Here is a 21,271-nt window from a genome sequence, read left to right as displayed (position 1 = left end):
CCCGCTTATACGGAAAAAATATACTCGTTCAGCTCAGCTTTGATCCGCTCCAGTCTGCCGGATTTGCTGCCAATCGTCTGGTTGCCGAGCGCATACTGCTCCAATTGGCGGAAATCCGTTTTGCCCGATACGATATCGAGGCCGATGCCGCTCTTGAAGCTGCTGTAGCGCTCATCCGTAATCTTCTCAAAAAAGCGGTCCTCCATCAATTTTGCCGCAACCTTCAAGCCTTTGGCAAACGCATCCATTCCCGCGATATGCGCATGGAACAAATCTTCCGGCTCGAACGACGATCTTCTGACCTTCGCGTCGAAATTCACGCCGCCCGAGCCGAGGCCCCCGTTGCTCAAAATTTCATACATCGCGAGAGTAACCGCATACAGATCGGTCGGGAATTCATCCGTATCCCAGCCAACCAGCAGATCGCCCTGGTTCGCGTCGATGGAACCGAGCATGCCGTGCAGGCGGGCCACACGCAGCTCGTGCTCGAAGGTGTGTCCGGCGAGCGTCGCGTGATTCGCTTCGAGATTCAGTTTAAAATGATCCTGCAGCCCGTATTTTTGCAGGAAAGCAATGGTAGTCGCCGCGTCAAAATCATACTGGTGCTTCGTCGGCTCCTTCGGCTTCGGCTCGATCAAAAACTGCCCCGTAAAGCCAATTTCTTTCGCATAAGCGACTGCCATATGATAAAATCTCGCCAAATTGTCCAGCTCAAGCTCCATATCCGTATTGAGCAGCGACTCGTATCCCTCGCGGCCGCCCCAGAACACATAATTTTCCGCGCCCAGCTCTACCGCCGTTTCCAGCCCCTTCTTCACCTGCGCCGCCGCATACGCGTACACGTCCGCATTGGAGGTTGTTGCCGCGCCATGAACGAATCGCGGGTTGGTAAACATATTGGCCGTGTTCCACAGCAGCTTTACGCCGGTCGCTTTCATGTGTTCTTGGATGGAAGCCACGATCACATCCAGGTTGTGATTCGTTTCTTTCAGCGAATCGCCCTCGGGCGCAATATCCCGGTCATGGAAGCAAAAATAAGGAGCGCCGATCTTCTCAAAAAATTCAAAAGCTGCTTCGACGCGTACCTTCGCCAAGTCCAACCCGGTGTAGTTCGCCCAAGGACGAATGGCCGTATCGGCACCAAACGGATCGCTGCCCCCGCCTGTCAAGGTATGCCAGTAGGCTACGGCAAAGCGAAGATGCTCCTCTTGCGTTTTGCCAAGCACGATTTCCGATTGGTTGTAATGCTTGAACGCCAACGGATTTTTGGAATCTTTCCCCTCGTACTGAATCTTGCTGACCGTATTGAAATAACTCATATCGATTCCTCCCTATGTTGGAAAAATGGCTTAATCTCATGTTAGCACCGGACACTTTGTTTGTCCAGTAGACAAAGTAAGTCCACCTTTTATTTTTTGCAATCCGTGTTATGATAAAGAAAAAGAACCGAAATAGCAGGCTTTGGAGGAAGGCATGAAAATTACCGGCGATTTGCAATTGATGAAAAAAATAAACAAATACCTTGTTCTGGATACGATCCGTCATCATTACCCAATTTCCAGAGCGGACATTTCCGTGAAAACCGGTTTAAATAAAACGACGGTATCTTCCCTTGTCACCGAATTGATCGAAAGCCACTTTGTGACCGAAATCGGGCTTGGGGAGTCCAGCGGCGGAAGAAAGCCGATGATGCTGCTGTTTAACCAGCGGGCCGGTTACGCGATCGGCGTCGATCTCGGCGTGAATTATATTTTGGCGATGGTCACCGACTTGGGCGGAACCGTCGTCAAGGAGAAAAGAATCGAAATGACCGACTGGAGCGTGGAGACGGTGACGGAGAAGCTCAAGAAATGCATTCATTCGCTCATCAAAAAAACACCTTCGTCTCCGTACGGCATCATTGGAATCGGCGTCGGCGTGCCGGGCCTGGTCGACGATCAAGGAAACGTGCTGTCCGCCCCCAATCTGGGATGGACGGATGTCCCCCTCCAAGAGATGCTAGAGCGGGAGTTCAACCTCCCGATCGCCATCGATAACGAAGCGAACGTCGGCGCTTTGGGCGAGAAGGAATTCGGCGCCGGACGTTCCGTCTCGAATATGATTTACCTCAGTGTCGGGATCGGGATCGGCGCGGGAATAATTCTGAACGATGCCTTGTATCGGGGAGTGTCCGGCTTTTCCGGCGAAGTGGGGCATATGACCCTGGCGCAGGACGGGCCCCTTTGCGGGTGCGGCAGCCGCGGGTGCTGGGAAACGTTCGCCTCGGAGAAGGCGCTCATCCACCAAGCGAAATCCCTCCAGCTCGTTGACGAGAAAATCCAGGACGCCGAGGCGATCGACAAAATCAACCTGAACACTTTGCTGAGCCTGGCCAAGCGGGGACATCGTTCGGTCATCGATCTATTTGCAAGCACCGGACACTGGTTGGGGGTTGGCATCACAAATCTGGTAAACGTGTTTAATCCCGAGCTCATCGTGATCGGGAACCGCATGTCGCTGGCATCCGAATGGATAGCAGATTCCATCCGTGAAACGCTGAATTCGCACAGCCTCTCGTTCCATCGCCAAAAAATGAACGTCGTCTACGCCAAGCTTGGCATGAATTCCTCGGCTGCCGGCGCCGCGTCGATTGCGATCAACCGCTTCTTTTCGGCTATGAAGGCTTTGTCGGATTAAGGGTTAGCCCCCTCCGCATGAAAAGGCCACTCCCCCGCCGATTGTCGACGGTAGGAATGGCCTTCTTTTGCGTGAGCATCATTTCGTTATTTTGTGCTTGTCCGTTTTTCTGTCTTATTTTCAATCGTGTAACCGTGATGGGTCGAAGCTTCTTCCACATCGCCGTAAGCCCAGTGGCTCGAAGGCACATCCGACCAGGAAGGCGTATCAACGCCTGTCAGCGGTCCGCGGTTCTGCAGACGGTTGAAGATCGTTACGACCTCTGCGCGGGTCGTGTTTGCCTTAGGCCGGAACGTTCCATCCGGATACCCCGACAAAATGCCTGCTTGACCTGCCGCATTGATTTCCCCGCGTGCCCAGCTGTCGGCAATATCCGCAAAGACATCCTTCTCGCTGCCTTGCAATTGCTTGAGACGAGCGACGATTCCCGCCATTTCTTCCCGGGTGATCGGTTGATTCGGCTTAAACGTACCGTCCGGGTATCCGTTCATATAGCCGGCTTTTGTAACAGCGGCAACTTCAGCTGCGCCCCAATCCGCGCTTGTCAGATCCGAATAAATCGCGGTCGGCGAATCCGATTTGGAGAGGTGATACAGCCGGTAGAGCATAGCCGCTACTTCTTGGCGGGTCACGTTCCTTTCCGGCTTAAATGTACCGTCCGGATACCCTTCAACGTACTTCTCATGCTCGCCTGCTTGCTTGGAGGAATCGCCCGATGCGCCTGCCGCACCGTCGGTTCCCGCGCCTGACGGGATGGTTACGGTAAGAGATTGTACAACTCCGGTTTCGACTCCGTTCACCACCGCTTTGATCGTAAACGGATGATCGCCCTTGGTTAATCCGGTTACCTTGTAGCTGGTGGAGGTAACGCCGGATGCAATAAGTTTACCGTTATCGTAGATGTTATACGAGCTCGCGCCGCCGAATCCGTTCCAGTTCAACGTGACGCCCGTGCTTGTCACATCGCTTGCCGTGACCGAAGGCGATACGGAAACGCCGCCATAGCTTGGGCCGGAGCTCGAGCTTGGGCTTGAAATTGCGCTCATCGAGAAGCTAAGCGATACCAGGTCTTGACCTACATGGATAATTCCGTCCCGGACATAGCTGTCCGCGCCGTTAACGGCCGGAACGTTCGGCTTGGCTTCCAATGAACTGTAGGAGCTATAGTCGGGCTTGGTTGCCGTAATATAGTAGTCCCCGTCCGGGAATACCATCCATGCATATTCTCCCGCCTGATTCGTTACTTGCGGGTTGTGGTTTTGATTTGGCGCAAAATCCGGCAGTTCAGGCAATTGAACCAACGTATTCGGAGTACGGCCTTTTTGCTTGTTCAGCTCCGTATCCGCCCAATACAAATTCATCGTAACGCCGCTAATCGGTTGGCCCGTTGCTGTATCCTTCACGACCCCGTACGGGTCGATCAACGAGTAGACTACCCCCGTTTCCCCGTTCTGGCTTACCTTCACGAGTGCGGATGGTCCGGCAAGCATCGTTCCGTCCTTAGCTTTAATTTGATACGAAACGACATATTGTCCCTGAGGAACATCGCTGATATCAAAGCTTCCATTGGAATCCAGTGCCATCTGAGTCACAAACGCACTCCCGTTGGTCGCTTTCACCAATACCGATACATTTCCTTTGCCGAAGACGCTCTCGACGGTCGGCTGGGTATTGCTTGAAGAACGGTTGGACACAAACAGCTGGCCGCTAATTTTATTGGAAGAGACGATCGTTTCGCCCGTGCCGTTCAGTTGATCCACATGTACCGTTTGCTTTTTGGTTAACTGGACTGTCTGATTGCCCATTTTAACGGATGTGGTAATATCCACCATATAATCGTAATTGCCGCGTGGTACCGAAATTTGATAGGAGCCGTCCGGCCCTGTCGTCACCGTAGAGCTGAAGTCCGTAATGCCGTCTTGGTTGAAGTCGGCCGAGACCGAAACGGTAGCCCCCGCTATAGGCTGGGCTGTGACTTGATCGATTAAGATTCCCTTAATCGAAGCCGGCATGTAACGAATGTCAATCCCTTTTTGAACCGTTAAACCGGTCATCGGATCGGTTGCAGACGCCGTAATGACTTCGCGCACAGGAGTCGTGCTCCGAATGTCCGGCGCCGTAAAGGTAACCGACGCAACTCCGCTAGCATCCGTGACAGCCGTAACATCGCCTTCAGCGCCATTGCCGAAATGGAAGACGACCGGTTTTCCGGCTACCGGCAAGCCGTTAAGCATCACGACATTGGCAGAAAGCGTCACTTGCGATTTTCCGTCGCCGACTACGCTGCTTGGCGATGTATTCAAGGTTAGCTTGATCTGCGGCGAAGCGCTTTGAACAACGATGGTTTCCGTCAAGGTTTTACCGTCATACGAAATCGTGATGGTCGCCGTACCGGGAGCTTTGGCGGTAATGACCCCGTGCGAATCTACCGTCGCAATGGAAGGGTCCGAACTTTGGTAAAGCGCCTTGCCAGTCACATCCTGGATGCTCTCATCCAGGTAGACCGCCTGAATTTTCGTCTGATGCGTATCTCCCGCCGCCAATGTGAAGCTTGATTGATCGGCCTGAAGTTCTCTTAATGTCGACGTTGTAACATTCGAACCTCCGGAAGCTGACGATTCGATGCCATTGCTAACCGCTGTCACGGTAAACCGATGCTCCGTTCCGGCAGTCAGTCCGGTTGCCGTATAGGTGGTTCCGGTTACGCCGGAGGCGATCAGCCGGCCGTTTTCATAAATATTATAGGTTTGTGCGCCAGGCACAGCATTCCAGGTCAAGGTCGCGCCCGTGGAGGTGACATCGCTTATCGAGACTCCTGTCGGCGCGCCCAGCGTTACAGTTACCTCCGTTTGGGCGCTGCCACTGCCATAAACCGCTTGAATCACCGTAGTACCTGCTCCGGTTGCGGTTACAAGCCCGCCCGCATTCACCGTTGCAACCCTGGAATTTATGGATTGATACGAAGCATAAGGAGTGACGTCCATACGGTAGCCGTCCGAGTAGACGTAGCTCACCACGGTTTGGTGCGTTTCTCCGACGGATAACGTATAGCTTACGCTATCCAGACTCAGTCCGGCGAAAACAGGAAGCGTCACGCGATTCGAAAAGTCCGATTCAAGTCCGTTTTTGACTGCCGTGACCGCAAACGTATTGAACGTGCCCTGCGCAAGTCCGCTTACATTGAAGGCGGGTCCCGTTACATTGGATGCGTACAGAACGCCGTTCTTATACACTTTGTAGTAGGAAGCACCGGGAACCGGGTTCCAGCTCAGGGTCGAGGCCGTTTGGGCCGTTGCGCCCGTTTTCAACCCGGTAGGCGGGGCCGGAATCGAAACCGTTACATAGGCGCCGCCAACGGCGACAGCCGTTATATTGCCCGCGACGGGTCCGCCGCCGAAATCCAGGATCGCTTGGCCTTGGCCCTGGTTATCCGATGTCAGCGTAGACACGGGATTGCCGTTTGCATCCGTAAGCGTGCCTTGTGTGGATGAAACGGTGATTGGCGCATCCGAAACGGGATTGCCGTCAACATCGTATACTGTTGCGGTAACGCTCATTTTTCCCGGTTCGCCTGTCGGCGTTGTGTTCAACAGAACCGTTGTCGGCGCTTGCTTGTACACGACATCCGGTTGGTTGACATCAATAGGATCGAGTTGGTTTGTGAAATACCAGGATAAAATATCATGATTTTCCCACGACGAGCCCGTCGCAGAAGTAAAACCGGCATACACGCTGCTCTTGCCGGCGAATATGGCTCCCAAATCAATACCGGAGGCATCGATTTGCTGAACGGCCGTAGAGCGGTTGTTCGTGTTGTTGGTATAGACTCTCATGGTTTTGTTTAACCCGTCATAATCGATCCAGGCATAATGAATGTTGCCGTCTTTCATATCCATCTGGCTTTTGGGAATGGCCTTGTACCAAGTCGGATTCGTATTAGCGACGTTCCCGTTTTGGGCCAGCCCGACATAGTTATCGCTTGGATCGTTATGCTGGCCGGTGTAGGTCTTGTTATCGAACGTATCGAACTTTACCGCAAAACTGGGTTGAATGCCCCCATATCCAATGCCGTCCCCCACGGACCCCGCAGTGCTTGACTTCGTCTGGATAGCAAAAGTAAAGCCGTCGGCTCCATCCGGGAAGGTATCGTTAGGATACCCGGAAGGGTCACTGATACGGAAAGCAAAGGAGGTGCTGAAAGAGAAGTTATTCGTACTGTAAATCAAGGACTTGTTAAAGGCGGAGCCGAATACTCCGGCCGTGGTTTTCGTCAAACGGAGCACCTTATTGTTGACTTGCGGCGTATTGTCAAAGAAGGCAGACGCTTGACCGTTCATGGAAAGAAGATTCGTTTGATTCGGATTGTTAAAATTATCATACTTAAAGGTGAGCCATTTCGTAACCGGCGTTTGACCGCTGGCGCTGGCCGCATAGACCTTTACGGAAAAGGGCTGGATCATGGCCAGGATCATGCAGATGATGACCACCCCTGCGGTCACTTTGTTATTGCGTCTTATGTAGTCGAACACGAAGCTTATCCCCCTTATTTCATGTTTAGCCATCAAACTTCAACATCTTAAGTCGGCGGCAATCGATTTCAGAACCATTGCATGAAATTGCTCCCTTCCTTACAACCATGGACTCAGGACTTTTATCCTAATCATGTTTTTATTATATCGACGTTCGCTTACAAAACGCTTACAAATCGGATTCCAGTCATGGCTTCAGACGATTTTTTATTACAAAATCATCGTTTTTTCGACAAACTCCTTTATAATAATGGTATCCATCGATACTTGCACTCGGAGAGACACGCCTATGAAGGTTTTGCAAAAAAATTCGCTTTATATCATTTTGTTCGCAATTGTCTGTTTCTTGCTTCTCTATTACGGTACGATATTTTTCGGTCAAAACAAGGAATCGGCCCCGCAAATTCAAAATGGCGTGCTAGACCTTTCCAATTGGGATTTTGACAAAAGCGGGCCCGTGAAGCTGGACGGTTCCTGGGAGCTTTATTGGGGAACACTCCTGGAGCCCGGGCAAGCCGCCGTGCCGACCGGTATTTTTCCGATTTTGTCCTACTGGTCCGGCAGCTTGAACCATACCCCGCTGCAGGCCAAAGGCATGGCGACCTATAAGCTGCATGTCAAGGTCAAGCCTTCGCCTTCCATGGTCTACGGCATCAGGGTCGTGAACATCCAAATGTCCAGCGCCTTGTATGTGAACGGTCTAAAACTGGGGAGCAGCGGCACGCCCGGACCTTCGAGAAGCGAATACAGCCCGGAGAACAAACCCTACATAGCCTACTTCCCTCTTGAAGGGGATACGGCGGACATTATGATTCATGCCGCGAATTATGATTTTATCCAAGGCGGCGTCGCCTCCAGTCTTTACTTCGGAAGCGCGGAGCAGATTAATCGCATCGACAAGCTTTCCACCGGCATCGGCATTGCGCTCGAGGTCTCGATTCTGCTGCTCGGCATTTATCACTTGGGCACTTATGTCACCCGAAAAAAAGAGAAAGGCTTCCTCTATTTCGGGATCTACTGTATTTCCTCGGCGATCAGCTTTGCAGGCTTGGGTGATAAACCGTTAATGCAAATTTTTGACGGATTCCCTTTTGCACTTATTCATAAAATTCAAGGGATTTCCATGCACACTTCGATACTGGCCTTGACCTTATTCATAAAGCATGTTTGCTCCGAGCAGGTCCCACGGTGGTTGGTGAAAAGCGTATTGACCGTCTACGGCGTTTATTCGGTTTATTTCATTCTGGTCCCTTTCCGGGTTTATTCTTATACCACCTTTGTCATGAGCGCCCTGCAGATCGTTATTTATTTCATCATCATCTGGTTGTTGTCCGCCGCGTATATGCGGGGCAACTACGGCAGCTTCAGCAAGCGGAGCCTGCTGATCCTGATTTTGGCTTTCTGCGCTTTGCTTATTTGTATTCTGGACGCTTCCCTTTATTTGCTGCGGATCGTTCCTAAAAATTTTTTGTTCGATTTTTGCGCCATGTCGTTCGTGCTATTCATTTCCTTTATGCTTGCATCCCGGTTCTCCGAAGCTTATCAAACGATTGAAAAAATGACCCGCAAGCTTAGCGAAAACGACCGGCTCAAGGACGAGTTTCTGATCAATACCACCCATGAATTTCAAACTCCGCTCAACGGCATCATCAACATCTCCCAGTCTCTGCTCGAAGGAGCCGCAGGGGATGTGAACGACAAGCAGAAGGAAAACCTTTCCACGATCGTGGCCGTGTCACAGCGGCTGTCTACACTCGTTCGCGATATTCTGGATCTGGAGCGGATCAAAAGAAATGAAATCCATTTGCAAACGTCCGCGGTTGATGTGAAAGTGCTGATTTCGATTATCATGGATATGTTCAACTATTTAATTTCCGGAAAAAAAGTCAGCCTCATTCAAGACATCCCCGACAACCTACCTCCGGTGCGCGCGGATGAAAACCGGCTTTGGCAGGTCGTGTACAATGTCGTCGGAAATGCCGTCAAGTTTACCGAACAAGGCGCCGTTACCGTATCCGCCCGTTATCGAAACGGACATGTGGAAATCGCCGTAGAGGATACCGGCATGGGGATACCGCCGCACAGACAGCAGCGCATTATGGAGTCGTTCGGTCAAGCGGACCGCCATATCCCGGAAGCCTATGGCGGCATGGGGCTTGGCCTCTCCATTTCCGGCAAGCTGGTTCAGTTGATGGGGGGAGAGCTTCGTTTGGACTGGTCCGAAGAAGGAAGGGGCTCCCGCTTCCTGTTTCATTTACCGGCTGCCGGACCCTTCCGGCGGCAACGGGAGAGGAACACCGCCAGTTTTCGTCTGACCCCGAGCGCCGCCGGCGAAGCAGAACCGGAAACGACGGGCAGGAAATTTACTATCCTGGCCGTGGACGACGAGCCGTCCAACCTGCAGGTGCTTTCGGTCCTATTTGCCGGGGAAGCTTACCGGATGCTGAAAACAACCAGCCCTCAGGAGGCGCTTCAGCTCCTGCAAACGTCCGGCGCAATCGATCTTGTCCTGCTGGATGTCATGATGCCGAATTTGTCAGGGTATGAGGTATGCCGGGAAATTCGCAGGCAATATACGCTATTCGACCTCCCGATTGTGATGCTGACGGCCCGCAATACCCCCAGCGAGGTGGCCGCGGGCTTTGAGGCGGGGGCCAACGATTTCATTATTAAGCCTTTTAACTCCTGGGAGGTTCGGGCAAGGGTCAACACCCTGCTGCAGCTGAAGCAATCCGTACAGGATGCCCTTGCTTCGGAAATGGCGTTTCTGCAATCCCAGATCAAGCCGCATTTTTTGTTCAATTCCTTGAATGCGATTTTGTCGTTTTGCCGTACGGATAGCGCCCGGGCCGAGCAATTAATTTCCCATCTGAGCGTTTATTTACGAAGATGCTTCGATATCCCGGGCACGGAAGCCTTCGTCACCCTGGAATCGGAGCTTCAGCTCGTCCAAGCTTACGTCGAGATAGAAAAGGCGAGGTTCGAGGAGCGGTTGACGGTGGTCTACGATATTGACCCCGGGCTGCTGCAAACGCGGCTTCTGCCCCTCACCATCCAGCCTTTGGTGGAAAACGCGATCCGGCATGGCATTATGAAAAAAGAAAACGGGGGCATCGTGAAACTTACCGTGAAAGCCGCCGCCGGTTTGGCGCACGTGGAGGTATGGGACAACGGGGTCGGAATCCCCGGCGGCAAGCTGGCTACGCTGACTGAAAAAAATCATGCGCGCGAAACCGGCGGAGTCGGATTGCCGAATATTCACAGAAGATTGATCAACTGGCTGGGAAATGGTCTGCAGATTGAAAGTGCAGAACAAGAGTGGACCAAAGTTTCCTTTTATACCAAATAAAACGATTCAAACACCGAAGGGGTCGGCTATGTTAAGAACTATCCTGATTGATGACGAAAAACCTTCATTGAATTGGCTAAGCCGAATCATCGAGGAACGGAAGGAGCTGGAGATCGTAGGCTCCTTCACCAAGGTCTCCGAGCTGTTGGAATCTTTTGCGGACCTCCGGCCGGAGCTGGTTTTTCTGGACATTGAAATGCCGGGCGTCCATGGCATCGAGCTGGCCTCCCGTTTGACGGAGCTGGATGAGGATATCGAAATTGTGTTTGTTACCGCCTACCAGCAATATGCTCTGGAAGCTTTTCGGGTCAACGCGACGGACTATTTGCTCAAGCCGGTGCAGCCCGAGGACTTGCAGCGGACGGTGGAAAGGCTAATGAAGAGAAAAAGACCTGCTGTGCGGAAGCCGGAGTCCGGCAGCCCCGGAATTCGCTGTTTTGGTCAGTTTGGGGTGTATACCGCCTTGAATCCGGCCGAGCCGATCCGGTTCCCGACAGCCAAAACGGAGGAGCTTCTTGCCTTCTTCCTGGTTCATGCGGGGGTGAATATTTCCAAGTGGACGCTGTGCGAAAGCTTGTGGCCCGGCTTCACGCCTGAAAAGGCCGAGCAAAATCTGCATACCACGGTCTTTCGTTTGAAAAAGACGCTAAAGCATTACGACATGCCCGTCACGATTCATTCGCAGCGAGGGGTTTACCGTTTCGAGACGGACATGCGCTGCGATTATTTGGAATTCGATCGTCAGCTTAAGCCGTATTCCATGGGCGACATGCCGCCGGAACAAATGAAAACCATCATTCCGTTATTTCAAGGCCCTTTGTTCGGCGGCAAAGACTATCCATGGTGTGAAGCGGAGAAAGAACGGGTCTACAGCGCGGCGGTCGACCTGTCGAAAAGGCTGACCTCGCATTATTTATCCCTGGGCGAAGCCGACAAGTCCACCGAGCTTTTGAAACATATGATCGCCGTTGGGCCCTTTCATGAAGACGTTCATGTGCTTCTGCTCAGCGCCTTCCTTCACCTGAAGGATCGCACCGCATTCATTACGCATTATGATAAATTCGCCAATCTACTAAGAGCCGAGCTGGATATCGAGCCCGGCCCCGCCGCCAAAGAGCTGTACCGACAAATGTTTCTAGGCTCATCGATTTAAACGTGAGCTCTTCCCCATCAGGAGGCGGCATTCACATTCTGCGAGTTGTTCTTTTTACCTTTTACCGATAAAACAAAACAAAGAAACAATATGATGCACGCCAGTGTATACGGATAGTTAACGTCCAGATCGAACAAAAAACCGGCTACGATAGGACCCACAACATTACCGAGACTGGTAAAGGCAGAATTCAAGCCGGCAACGTAGCCTTGCTGATCTTTTGCCACCATTGACATTTGCGTACTGATAGCCGGCCGTAAAATATCGATGGCCAGAAATATAATGAAGGTAACGGCAAAAATCAACCAGAATGTGTGAACAAAAAGCGTCAGCAGAATAAACAAACTGGCAAAGATCAGGCAGAGCGATATGATACGTTGCTCCCCGAAGCGCTTCATGATCCAGCTGAAGGCCGTAGCCTGAACCACAGCGCCGGCTATTGACCCGAACGTTATGATAAAGGCGATATCTTTAGGCCCGAACCCAAATTTGTGATCCACAAACAGTCCAAAGATCGTTTCAAAATTAGCAAGCCCAAACGACATGACAAAAACGATGATCAAGCTTAAAAAATAGGGCTCTTTATACGCGTATCTCAATTGCGAGAGAAGACCGCCCCATTCTCTTACGTCAGATGAAGTATCAGCTATATTTTCTTTTGAAGGGAGCGATTCCCGAAGAATAAGCAATGTAATACATGCAGCCAAGATCCCCGCAACCGCCGCGGCGTAAAAGGGCACGCGGATGCCGAATTCGGCAATATAACCGCCAATACCAGGTCCGATAATAAAGCCTGTTGTAATGGCTGCGTTAATGTAGCCCATCCCCGCCGCTCTTTCTTCCTTTGTCGTGATATCCGCCGCGTAAGCCATAACGGCCGGCATAATCATCGCAGCACTAATGCCGCCGAGCAGCCTGGAAACAAACAGTAGAGCAGGTGAACTTGCTATCCCGAACAGCACTTCAGAGAAGGCGAACACGGTCAAGCCGATGACAATCATTCTTTTTCTACCGAAGGAATCGGCCAACCGGCCGGCCAACGGCGAACAAAGAAGCTGCGTCAGTGAAAAAGCCGCAACCAACAGGCCCATAATCCCCCCGGTTATGCCCAAACTTTCCATGAACTTGGGCATAATGGGGACGATAAGCCCGATCCCCGAGAAGACCAGAAATAGATTGAACACGAGAATCAGTAAGGCTCCCCGATTTTTTGATAATAATCCCATTCTTAATTCCTCCATGCTTCTGTAAAAAATACTGAATATTTATTCAGGATAACGGCAAAAAAAGGCTAGCGAGTGCGGGTTGGCTTGGCAATGCCATGCAGAAACACATCCATAGCCAATCGATAGGTCTCTAGCGCTTCCGCTCTTTCCATTCTCCGGCTATGTTGATTCAATCCAAGCATCAAACTATCCAAAATAATGGCGAGTCCGGTAACATTGGTGGTTTCGAATTCATGGTTATCGATCCCCCCCTGCAGCAGCTGCTGATTAAAGTCAAGATAACCTTTAACCATTTCATGAATTCGCTCCTCTACATCCGGAGCTTTCTCGGAGTTGTTGAAAAATTCATCAGCGGCCTTGGTTAGCGGATGATTTAGTTGATCAAGCGCCAATTGTTCGGCCATGCCATATAATTTATCGATCGTGGTGGGGTACAGCGTTTGTTTGTCCAGCCATCTCTTATCCCATTCCGTGTTCCACTCTTCAAGTAAATATAAAAAAAGCCCTTCCTTGTTCTTGAAATGATAATAAATGTTCCCTGCGCTGCACCCGGTCGCTTTCACGATATCTTCTATGGATGTTGCTTTATAGCCTTTTTGGGCAAATAAAGCTCTTGCAGCATCGGCGATCTTCTTCTTCGTTTGCTCGGTTTGCTGTTTCTTTTTATTCACATCTATTTCACCACTTTTCTGGATGACGGATTTTTCAAGGTGGACACCGTATAACACTGAACTTTTATTCAGTATTATAGGCGATGAACGAAGTCTTTTGCAAACCTTATCTCATCAATCGCCGAAATATGGATTTCCATAAACGTAAGGATTTGTAGGCACTTTTTGGGTGTCTATCGATTTGGCATCGATAGCCAATACGCTTTTGCCGTCAAAATTACGTTTTTCAACGGTGCCGAGAACGACCACATACATATCGTTTGGCCATTGTTCGGGGGTATCGGTTTCTACAAGGATAGCAAGCGGTACGGAGTCTGCGACACAGCACCGCATCGCGAATCTTCCTACGGCAAATTGGTTTTTATTCATACTGTCGAGACGGTAAACATAACCGCTAATCTGCACCTTTTTACCGATAAATTGCTCTTGATACAAGTCCATCGACGTCAGCGATTCAATATAAATATCATCGTTAATCGCAATGAGAGGCTGATTGTACATATCTGCAGCCTGTTTGGCATAGGGCCTTGTGTATTCATTGAACGGAAAAGACGGTCCCGAATCCAATTGTAACTTATGATTGGGAATTAAGTTTGGAGCTGCATCACCGGAATTGCTATGAAGCAATATGCCCGAAGGGGTTAAATTCAACCCCTTTTTAGCCGCCATCTGACTTCCTAATACCGCATCGGGAATGAAAAAGGCAAGAACAAGCGGAACGATCAAAGCCGCGTACATGATAATAACGCTTGGTTTCCATTGATCGTGACTATGTGATGAACAAGTACAAGTGATCGCAGCAGTTTTCTTTTTGGATAAGACATCTCGAACCGCCAAATAAAGCTGGTGCATGGCCAATACATACAAACCAAAGGCAAGCCCCTTTACCCAAAGCTCCATTCTTGGCGCCACATAATAGCTCAACGCATCCGACCGGCTAATCCGGACAATAAAAAAAACAAATGCGATCAAGACCGCAGCTCGAATCGTTCGATGCGCAAACGCGGAACTTATTTTCATGATTCCCCCGCCTCCATGTTATAAGTGCATATACAGTTGATCGAAGGCGACAGACCCCAACAGAACAACGACCGCTGAAATGATCAGAACCGTAGCGACGGTTTTGAAGCGAAAGACTTTTAGCAGCATCAAAGTACTTTTGATATCCAGCATGGCGCCAAATACGAGAAAAGCAAGCACTGAACCTAAACTAAAATCGGGAATGAACGTAGCTCCGACAAAAGAATCTGCTGTGGAGCAAATGGATAGCACATAGGAAAGTCCCATCATAAACAAATGCGGAGTCCAGTCCCCATCGCTTAACGTAAAAAGCCACTTCTTGCTTACAACGGTTTGCAGCAAAGCTGTGACGGTAGCGCCCAAAACTAAATATTTGCCTACATCAAACATTTCAATGGCAGCATGCTCCAACGTTTCATGCAATTTCGTTTTCCATGCCGCGTTTGGCGCTTTGTTGGAATGCGGGGGCTTGATGTTTTTTTTGCCTGCAGCGGCCTGTTCATTAGCGTTGCTCACTGTATTACGGAGCGCAGAAGCTTGTACTCCCCGAGAAGCCCATAGCCCAATGAAGACCGCTGCGGCAAACGCCAGCACCATACGGGAGACAGCCATCTCTGGCTGGGCCTGAAAGGCCACGTACGTGGAAGTAAATACAACCGGATTGATGACCGGCCCTGCCATCATAAACACAATGCCGATATAAGGCGGCATGCCTTTGCGAATCAACCGGTGCACAACAGGGATGATCCCGCATTCACAAAGCGGAAAAATGATACCCAGCAAACATCCGAAAAGGATGCCGGGAATCGTTTTTTTCGGTATCCATCGCTGTAGCAGTTGATCACTAACCAGTGTTTGGAGCAAAGCAGAAATCACGACACCAAGTAAAATAAAGGGAAACGATTCGAGTAAAATGCCAATCACCATGGTGCGAAAATCACTTAGAAAACTCATCGGGCCACCTCGTCAAGAATAAATCATCACAAAAACAACAAATCTTAAAATTGAATCATTTGTTTATCGTGCTTTTCCCTTTATTTAGTTTAACTTCGGATTGTTATATCAACATCAACGTATGATTAAGAAAATACGAAGACCCTCAAGCTCTGCCCTCTTTTCCTTTACAAAAACATCACCTCTATTTAATCTCACAAAAACAAACTACAAATAAAATGCAATAAAACAACTATAAAAACAACTAATTATTATGTTTTTGTATTGTTTTATACTTAAAGGAGGGAAAGCCTATCTAAGCCATCGGTACGAGCCCCACATGAAGCTATTTACATCAATCCATCATTCAGGCTTATGAAAAGGAGGACTTCACTTGTTGACAACCAAGAAATTTGTATCCGCATTCCTGGCTTGCACCATTGCAACTTCTGTTGTTAGTTCAACAGGAGCAGGCTCTATACCGGCGGCGATCGCAGCAGCTACAGTCGACACGCCGGTCGTTTCCGTACCCGCAGGACGCTATGAGCAATCTGTTACCGTTGCGCTTAGCTCCACCACATCAGGTGCCGACATCTATTACACGTTGGACGGGACCATGCCTGACGAAACAAGCCTTAAGTTTAACGGAACGCCGATTGTCCTTACGGAGTCGACGAATATCTCAGTGATCGCCTTGAAAGACGGCGTCTGGAGTAAACCCGCTACATACGGCTACATCATCAAAACAACCGAAAAACCGCTGCTGAAATTCGCTGCGATGTCGGATATCCATGTCGGTCCCGGCACGGAGGCTGAGAATGCCAAGACACGCGCAAGGTATGCCAGCAATTTCGATGTTCTTTCTTCCATCTTTCCCAATCCGGATGCCATAGTTATCGCAGGCGACATCATCAATGACAACGGTGATGGCAAAGGACCGGATCATCAGTTTGCACGCGATGTTCTGCAAGAACAATTGGCCCGCAAAAATTGGTCGGGCATGCCCGTTCAGATTGCGATCGGCAACCATGACGCAAGCGTAGCCGAAGTGAAAAACTATTACCCAGCGGAATGGTTTACGGATCAGCCGAATGGCTATTACGAGAAAACAATCGGCGGCTATTCGTTTTTCTTTTTGAACGGAAACAATTATAACGGCGACACAGGACAAAGAAACTGGCTGAAGGGTCGGCTCGCAGCCATAACAGCCGATCCGGCGAATCTGAATAAGCCGATCTTCATTACTTTGCATCATCCTGTGTCCGGCACCGCCATGGACGGCCAGCAAGGAAGCAATCAGAACCTGTATACGGATTTGAAGGATTATCCGCAAGTCTTTGTTTTATCCGGCCATTCGCATTTGAATATTAACGATGATCGTTCGATCTATCAGAAAGATTTTACCGCTGTCAATCTTGGGTCCATGTCATACATCGAGGTAGATCATGGCTATTCCGCTGTAACGGAAGAAGGATTGATGGATGGGCGATTCGAATTCCCTGTCAACCAATCCCAACTCATTGAGGTATACAAGGACCGTATAGAGATTGAACGCGTGGAGTATAACGGAGATCCAGGCTCTATCTATCTGGGTGGCAAATGGCAAGGCAATAATTCCCCAACACCTTATAACAGTGCCGGCGCATTAGCGGGAAAAAAATGGGTAGTGAAATTAATAGGCAATACGAAGGATGAAATAAAAAGCAATTTCACGTATACCTCAAGCAACCGCAACAAAACGGCACCGCAATTCCCGGCGAACCCCGACCTTAAAGTGCTGCCGGGGGCGAATAACGTGCCGGTGCTCTCGTTCAAGCAAGCCAAGGACGATCAATCCGTGCATCATTATGAAATCAAAGTGTATAACCAGCGTACGGCGGAAGTCGCAAAGTCGTACAATGTTTTATCGGACTTTTACTTCTCTCCGATTCCGAACAAAATGAATATCCCGATACCGGGTCTGAGCCCGGCTACGTCCTACGTCCTTACCATAACGGCAGTGGATGCTTACGGCAACAAAAGCGCACCTTTGCAGACTTACTTACGAACGGAAGGCACGGCACCGGAATTGACGCCAATCGATCCTGGTACGATGTGGAAGCAGCTTGTGTCCGACATGAAATTTGACGGCAATTTGAATGATGATGCTGCCGGTGCAACAGGTCTGGCCACCTCTGCCGGTAATGTCACTTATGTGGCGGGCAGATCCGGACAAGCGGCCAGCATTGCGGCCGGCAATGCCAATTATATCGATCTTGGAGACAGATCCGACTTGAAGTTCGGTCATGGCGATTTCACCGTATCGTTCTGGCATGCCGGCAATTTGGCAGGAGATCAGACGGTAATCTCTAACAAAGACTGGAATTCCGGTAAAAATGCCGGATGGTATATTGGGCCTGCGACTACGAACAACATGACGCTTAACATGGCAGACGGCACCAATCGTATCGATTATTCGGCTCAAAGTGTAGGGACAGAATGGCACCATTTCACCATATCCGTAGACAGGACGAACAAGACGGCCACCACTTACGTCGACGGTGTCATGAAGGCGACCAAGGATATCACCGCACTGGGTACGTCCAGTATGGATACTCCTTATCACGTCATCATCGGTGCAGACGGTAATAAAGGAAACGGCGGAGCAACCGTTACGCTGGACGATTTAAAGATATGGAAGCGCGCCCTATCCGCCACGGAAGCCAAAGCGTTATCCGATTCGTACCAGTCGACAACTTTGTACAACTTTAATCAATTGACAGCTAAAATTCAGGAAGCTGAACAATTCACTTCGTATGTCACAGGAACTACAGGATTATCACTTCCCGTACAGGCACAAAATGAACTGAAGACTCGACTTGCTAACGCTAAGGTTATTACTTCTGGCGACAGCGCTGCTGCGATCGATCAAGCCTATCTCGATTTGATGTGGGCTTTGCAAACTGCCAAGAATGGCATCATCTATACATTCATTCCAAAAACGGCTTTCTCTATCCATTCTTTTAGCTCTTATGCAGACAATGAGAACGCTGTAGCCGGCAACATCTTGGACGGTCAAGAAACAACCATCTGGCATTCCAAATGGGAAGCGCCCGCTGCACCATTCCCGCACTGGGTCATTATCGATATGGAGAGCACGTATAAACTGAATGGTATTCAGAGAAAGAGCCGACCTAACCAAAGTGCGATGGAATTTCCGAAAACATTCGAATTGTACGCATCCGATAACCCGGCCGACTTAAACGATCCTGCTTTCTTGAGCAATGCGGCCAACAAAGCCTCCGGGACGTTTGGGAAAACTTGGACAGGCAACGTATATACGGACTTTGTCTCTTTGGATAAGGCTGTGCAGGGCCGCTACGTAAAATTCGCAGTTACCGGAACCTACAATACGGATCCATCCAAAACATTTACTAGCATGAGCGAGATCGATTTTACCGGTGATAAGGTTGCAAGCGGGAACGCGAACCTGACGGAGCTGAAAATTAACGGTGTCTCGGTAGACGGCTTCACACCGGATACATTGGAGTATTCGCTGAACGTTCCGAATACCGTGACGAATGCGAAAGTTACTTATACGACTTCAGAACCTCAGGCAACGGTAGTAGTCAATGGCGGCTCCAACCTTCAGGTTGGCAATAACGTTGTGACAGTGACCATAACCGCACCGAACGGAAACGTCAGATCGTATGTCGTCAATCTGAACCGTGCCGACATATCGCCTGCTTCTTTGAGTGATTTGCGCGTTAACGGGGTGACGTTGAGCGGTTTCGCATGGGATAAGTTTGACTATTCGTTATCGGTACCGTATGAGACTACGGCGACAAGCATAACTTATTCAACAGCAAGTCCTACTTCAACCGTGGTGGTTACTGGCGGAAATCAATTCATTGTCGGTAAAAATACGGTTACGGTTACGGTAACAGCTCAAAACGGAACTAAGAGCACGTATAGCATCATGATTACCAGACAGCCTCAGGGGCTATCGTCCGACAGTTCCTTGCTCGATCTGCGTGTAAACGGAAAGACGTTGGATGGATTCGCTTCAGACAAGCTCAATTATTCATTGCCGGTACCGTATGAGACTACGGTGACAAGCATAACTTACTCAACAGCAAATCCAGCTGCAACCGTTGTGATCGCCGGTGGCGATAAATTAATTGTCGGAGTAAATCCGGTTACGGTTACGGTAACAGCTCAAGACGGAACCAAAAGTATTTATAGCATCGCGATAACCAGACAACCTCAAGCGCTATCGTCCAACGCTAACCTGCTTGATTTGCGTGTCAACCATATCGCATTGAACGGATTCGCACCGGACAAGCTGAGTTATACGGTTGATGTCTCCTATGGCACAACGGTAGCGGCGGTGACTTATTCCGCCGAGCATGCCACATCCCAAGTCGTTGTTACTGGTGGCAGCAGCCTACTCGTCGGCTCGAATCGTATCTCTGTCCTTGTCACTGCACAGAACGGAGCGACTAAAGAATATGTGATACTAGTTCATCGATTGCCAGATTCGTCGGGGTCATCAGAATCGTCACCTTCCTCTCCAACGGCTGTAGCACCGCCAATGAAGCCGGAGCTGCCGGGTAACTCGGCTGTGATCAAGGACGAAGACCTGCAAAAGAACTCTGCATCTGTATCCGTCGCACTGAAGGAAGGACAGAATCGCATTATCATTCCAATCGCGCAGGTAGATCAGCTTAAAGGGCGTCCGTTGCACGTCCAGGCACACGATGTAAAACTGATCGTTCCTGCTGATCTGTTGAAAGCCGCAACCAGCTTGCTGCCATCTGTTGACAACTCCGCTGTGATTACGGTGAAAATCGAACCGGTCTCAGCAGAACAAGCGAACCGGACATTAAAAGAAGCGAGCAGCAAGGATAACGGTCTTTATACGCTGGGCGGAAAGGTATTCGACCTCGCGATCTTCGTGACCGATGCAGCCGGGAAGCGGTATGAAATGACTGACTTGAAAAAGCCTGTAACCATTACATTCCCGATCCCAGTTGGAATGAAGCCGAAGCTGGCCGGTATCTATAAGATTCTGGATGATGGAAGTCTTACGTACTTGGGCGGAACGCTTACAAACGGCAATACCGCAATTGAAGTCGGAACTGACCGCCTCGGACGTTACGCAGTCCTTTCATTGGAAAAAAATTATAGTGATGTAACATGCATGCATTGGGCATACTCGACAATTCAAGAGCTATCCGCCCGGCATATCGTGAACGGAGTGACGAACACGAGCTTTGCACCAGCCCAAGATGTTTCCCGCGCTGAGTTTGCATCGCTTCTCGTACGGACACTTCATCTCAAGTCTTCCGAGATGGCTTCGTTCGGTGACGTGGCTGGAAACGCTTGGTATGCCAAGGAAGTATCCGCAGCTTATAAAGCAGGCATTATCACAGGTGTTTCCCAGCAAATGTTCGATCCGAATCGAAGCATTACCAGAGAAGAGATGGCCATTATGCTTGTCCGCGCTTATGAATATCGAACGGGTGTAAAATTAGAAAAAGCTTCAACGGAAATCTCTGATGCTTCAATGATCAGCGATTGGGCTTTGCCTTATGTTAATAGTGCAATCAAAGCAAAGCTGTTGACGGGACGCCAAGAAGGGCTGTTCGTACCGGCTGAACACACGACACGAGCAGAAGCGGCTCAAGCGGTTTACAACTTATTGAAATAAAAAGAATCACCCCCTCAAAGTG

General features: G+C 49.9%; 10 protein-coding genes. 4 read left to right on the top strand and 6 right to left on the bottom strand.

Annotated features, from left to right (window positions below; genetic code table 11):
• Window positions 1-5 precede the first annotated feature (5 nt).
• Window positions 6-1,319, bottom strand: a complete 1,314-nt coding sequence (xylA, locus tag PEL01S_RS16575) for a xylose isomerase (protein WP_127461072.1) — start codon at window positions 1,317-1,319, stop codon at window positions 6-8.
• A gap of 154 nt (window positions 1,320-1,473) precedes the next feature.
• Here xylA and PEL01S_RS16570 point away from each other — a divergent pair, with 154 nt between their 5' ends.
• Window positions 1,474-2,676 carry an ROK family transcriptional regulator gene (locus tag PEL01S_RS16570; RefSeq protein WP_127461071.1) on the top strand — a complete coding sequence of 401 codons (1,203 nt, stop codon included), beginning with the start codon at window positions 1,474-1,476 and terminating at the stop codon, window positions 2,674-2,676.
• Window positions 2,677-2,762: 86 nt separating this feature from the next.
• On the opposite strand, the gene PEL01S_RS16565 is transcribed toward PEL01S_RS16570, so the two are convergent.
• Window positions 2,763-7,205 (bottom strand): S-layer homology domain-containing protein, encoded by a 4,443-nt coding sequence (locus PEL01S_RS16565; protein ID WP_163768251.1) that lies wholly within the window; start codon window positions 7,203-7,205, stop codon window positions 2,763-2,765.
• A gap of 289 nt (window positions 7,206-7,494) precedes the next feature.
• On the opposite strand from PEL01S_RS16565, the gene PEL01S_RS16560 reads away from it, so the two are divergent.
• Window positions 7,495-10,554, top strand: a complete 3,060-nt coding sequence (locus PEL01S_RS16560) for a hybrid sensor histidine kinase/response regulator (protein ID WP_127461069.1) — start codon at window positions 7,495-7,497, stop codon at window positions 10,552-10,554.
• A gap of 28 nt (window positions 10,555-10,582) precedes the next feature.
• Window positions 10,583-11,707, top strand: a complete 1,125-nt coding sequence (locus PEL01S_RS16555) for a response regulator (RefSeq protein WP_163768247.1) — start codon at window positions 10,583-10,585, stop codon at window positions 11,705-11,707.
• 17 nt (window positions 11,708-11,724) lie between these two features.
• Here PEL01S_RS16555 and PEL01S_RS16550 read toward each other — a convergent pair whose 3' ends face one another.
• From PEL01S_RS16550 to PEL01S_RS16535, 4 genes are all read right to left on the bottom strand, one after another.
• Window positions 11,725-12,933 (bottom strand): MFS transporter, encoded by a 1,209-nt coding sequence (locus tag PEL01S_RS16550; RefSeq protein WP_127461067.1) that lies wholly within the window; start codon window positions 12,931-12,933, stop codon window positions 11,725-11,727.
• Window positions 12,934-12,998: 65 nt separating this feature from the next.
• Complete coding sequence (locus tag PEL01S_RS16545; protein ID WP_063184427.1) at window positions 12,999-13,604, bottom strand: TetR/AcrR family transcriptional regulator; 606 nt, start codon at window positions 13,602-13,604, stop codon at window positions 12,999-13,001.
• Between the two features lie 114 nt (window positions 13,605-13,718).
• The gene (locus PEL01S_RS16540) at window positions 13,719-14,624 is read right to left on the bottom strand and encodes a TIGR03943 family putative permease subunit (protein WP_127461066.1); all 906 of its coding nucleotides are present in this window, start codon (window positions 14,622-14,624) and stop codon (window positions 13,719-13,721) included.
• 18 nt (window positions 14,625-14,642) lie between these two features.
• On the bottom strand, window positions 14,643-15,578 hold the full coding sequence (locus PEL01S_RS16535; protein WP_127461065.1) for a permease: 936 nt from the start codon (window positions 15,576-15,578) through the stop codon (window positions 14,643-14,645).
• A gap of 376 nt (window positions 15,579-15,954) precedes the next feature.
• Between PEL01S_RS16535 and PEL01S_RS16530 the strand changes: the two genes are divergently transcribed.
• On the top strand, window positions 15,955-21,249 hold the full coding sequence (locus PEL01S_RS16530) for a cadherin-like beta sandwich domain-containing protein (RefSeq protein WP_164824287.1): 5,295 nt from the start codon (window positions 15,955-15,957) through the stop codon (window positions 21,247-21,249).
• The last annotated feature ends 22 nt before the right edge of the window (window positions 21,250-21,271 follow it).

Source organism: Paenibacillus elgii NBRC 100335, assembly GCF_004000865.1.
GTDB classification, from domain to species: domain Bacteria; phylum Bacillota; class Bacilli; order Paenibacillales; family NBRC-103111; genus Paenibacillus_G; species Paenibacillus_G elgii.
This window is presented reverse-complemented; position numbering and strand designations above follow the sequence as displayed.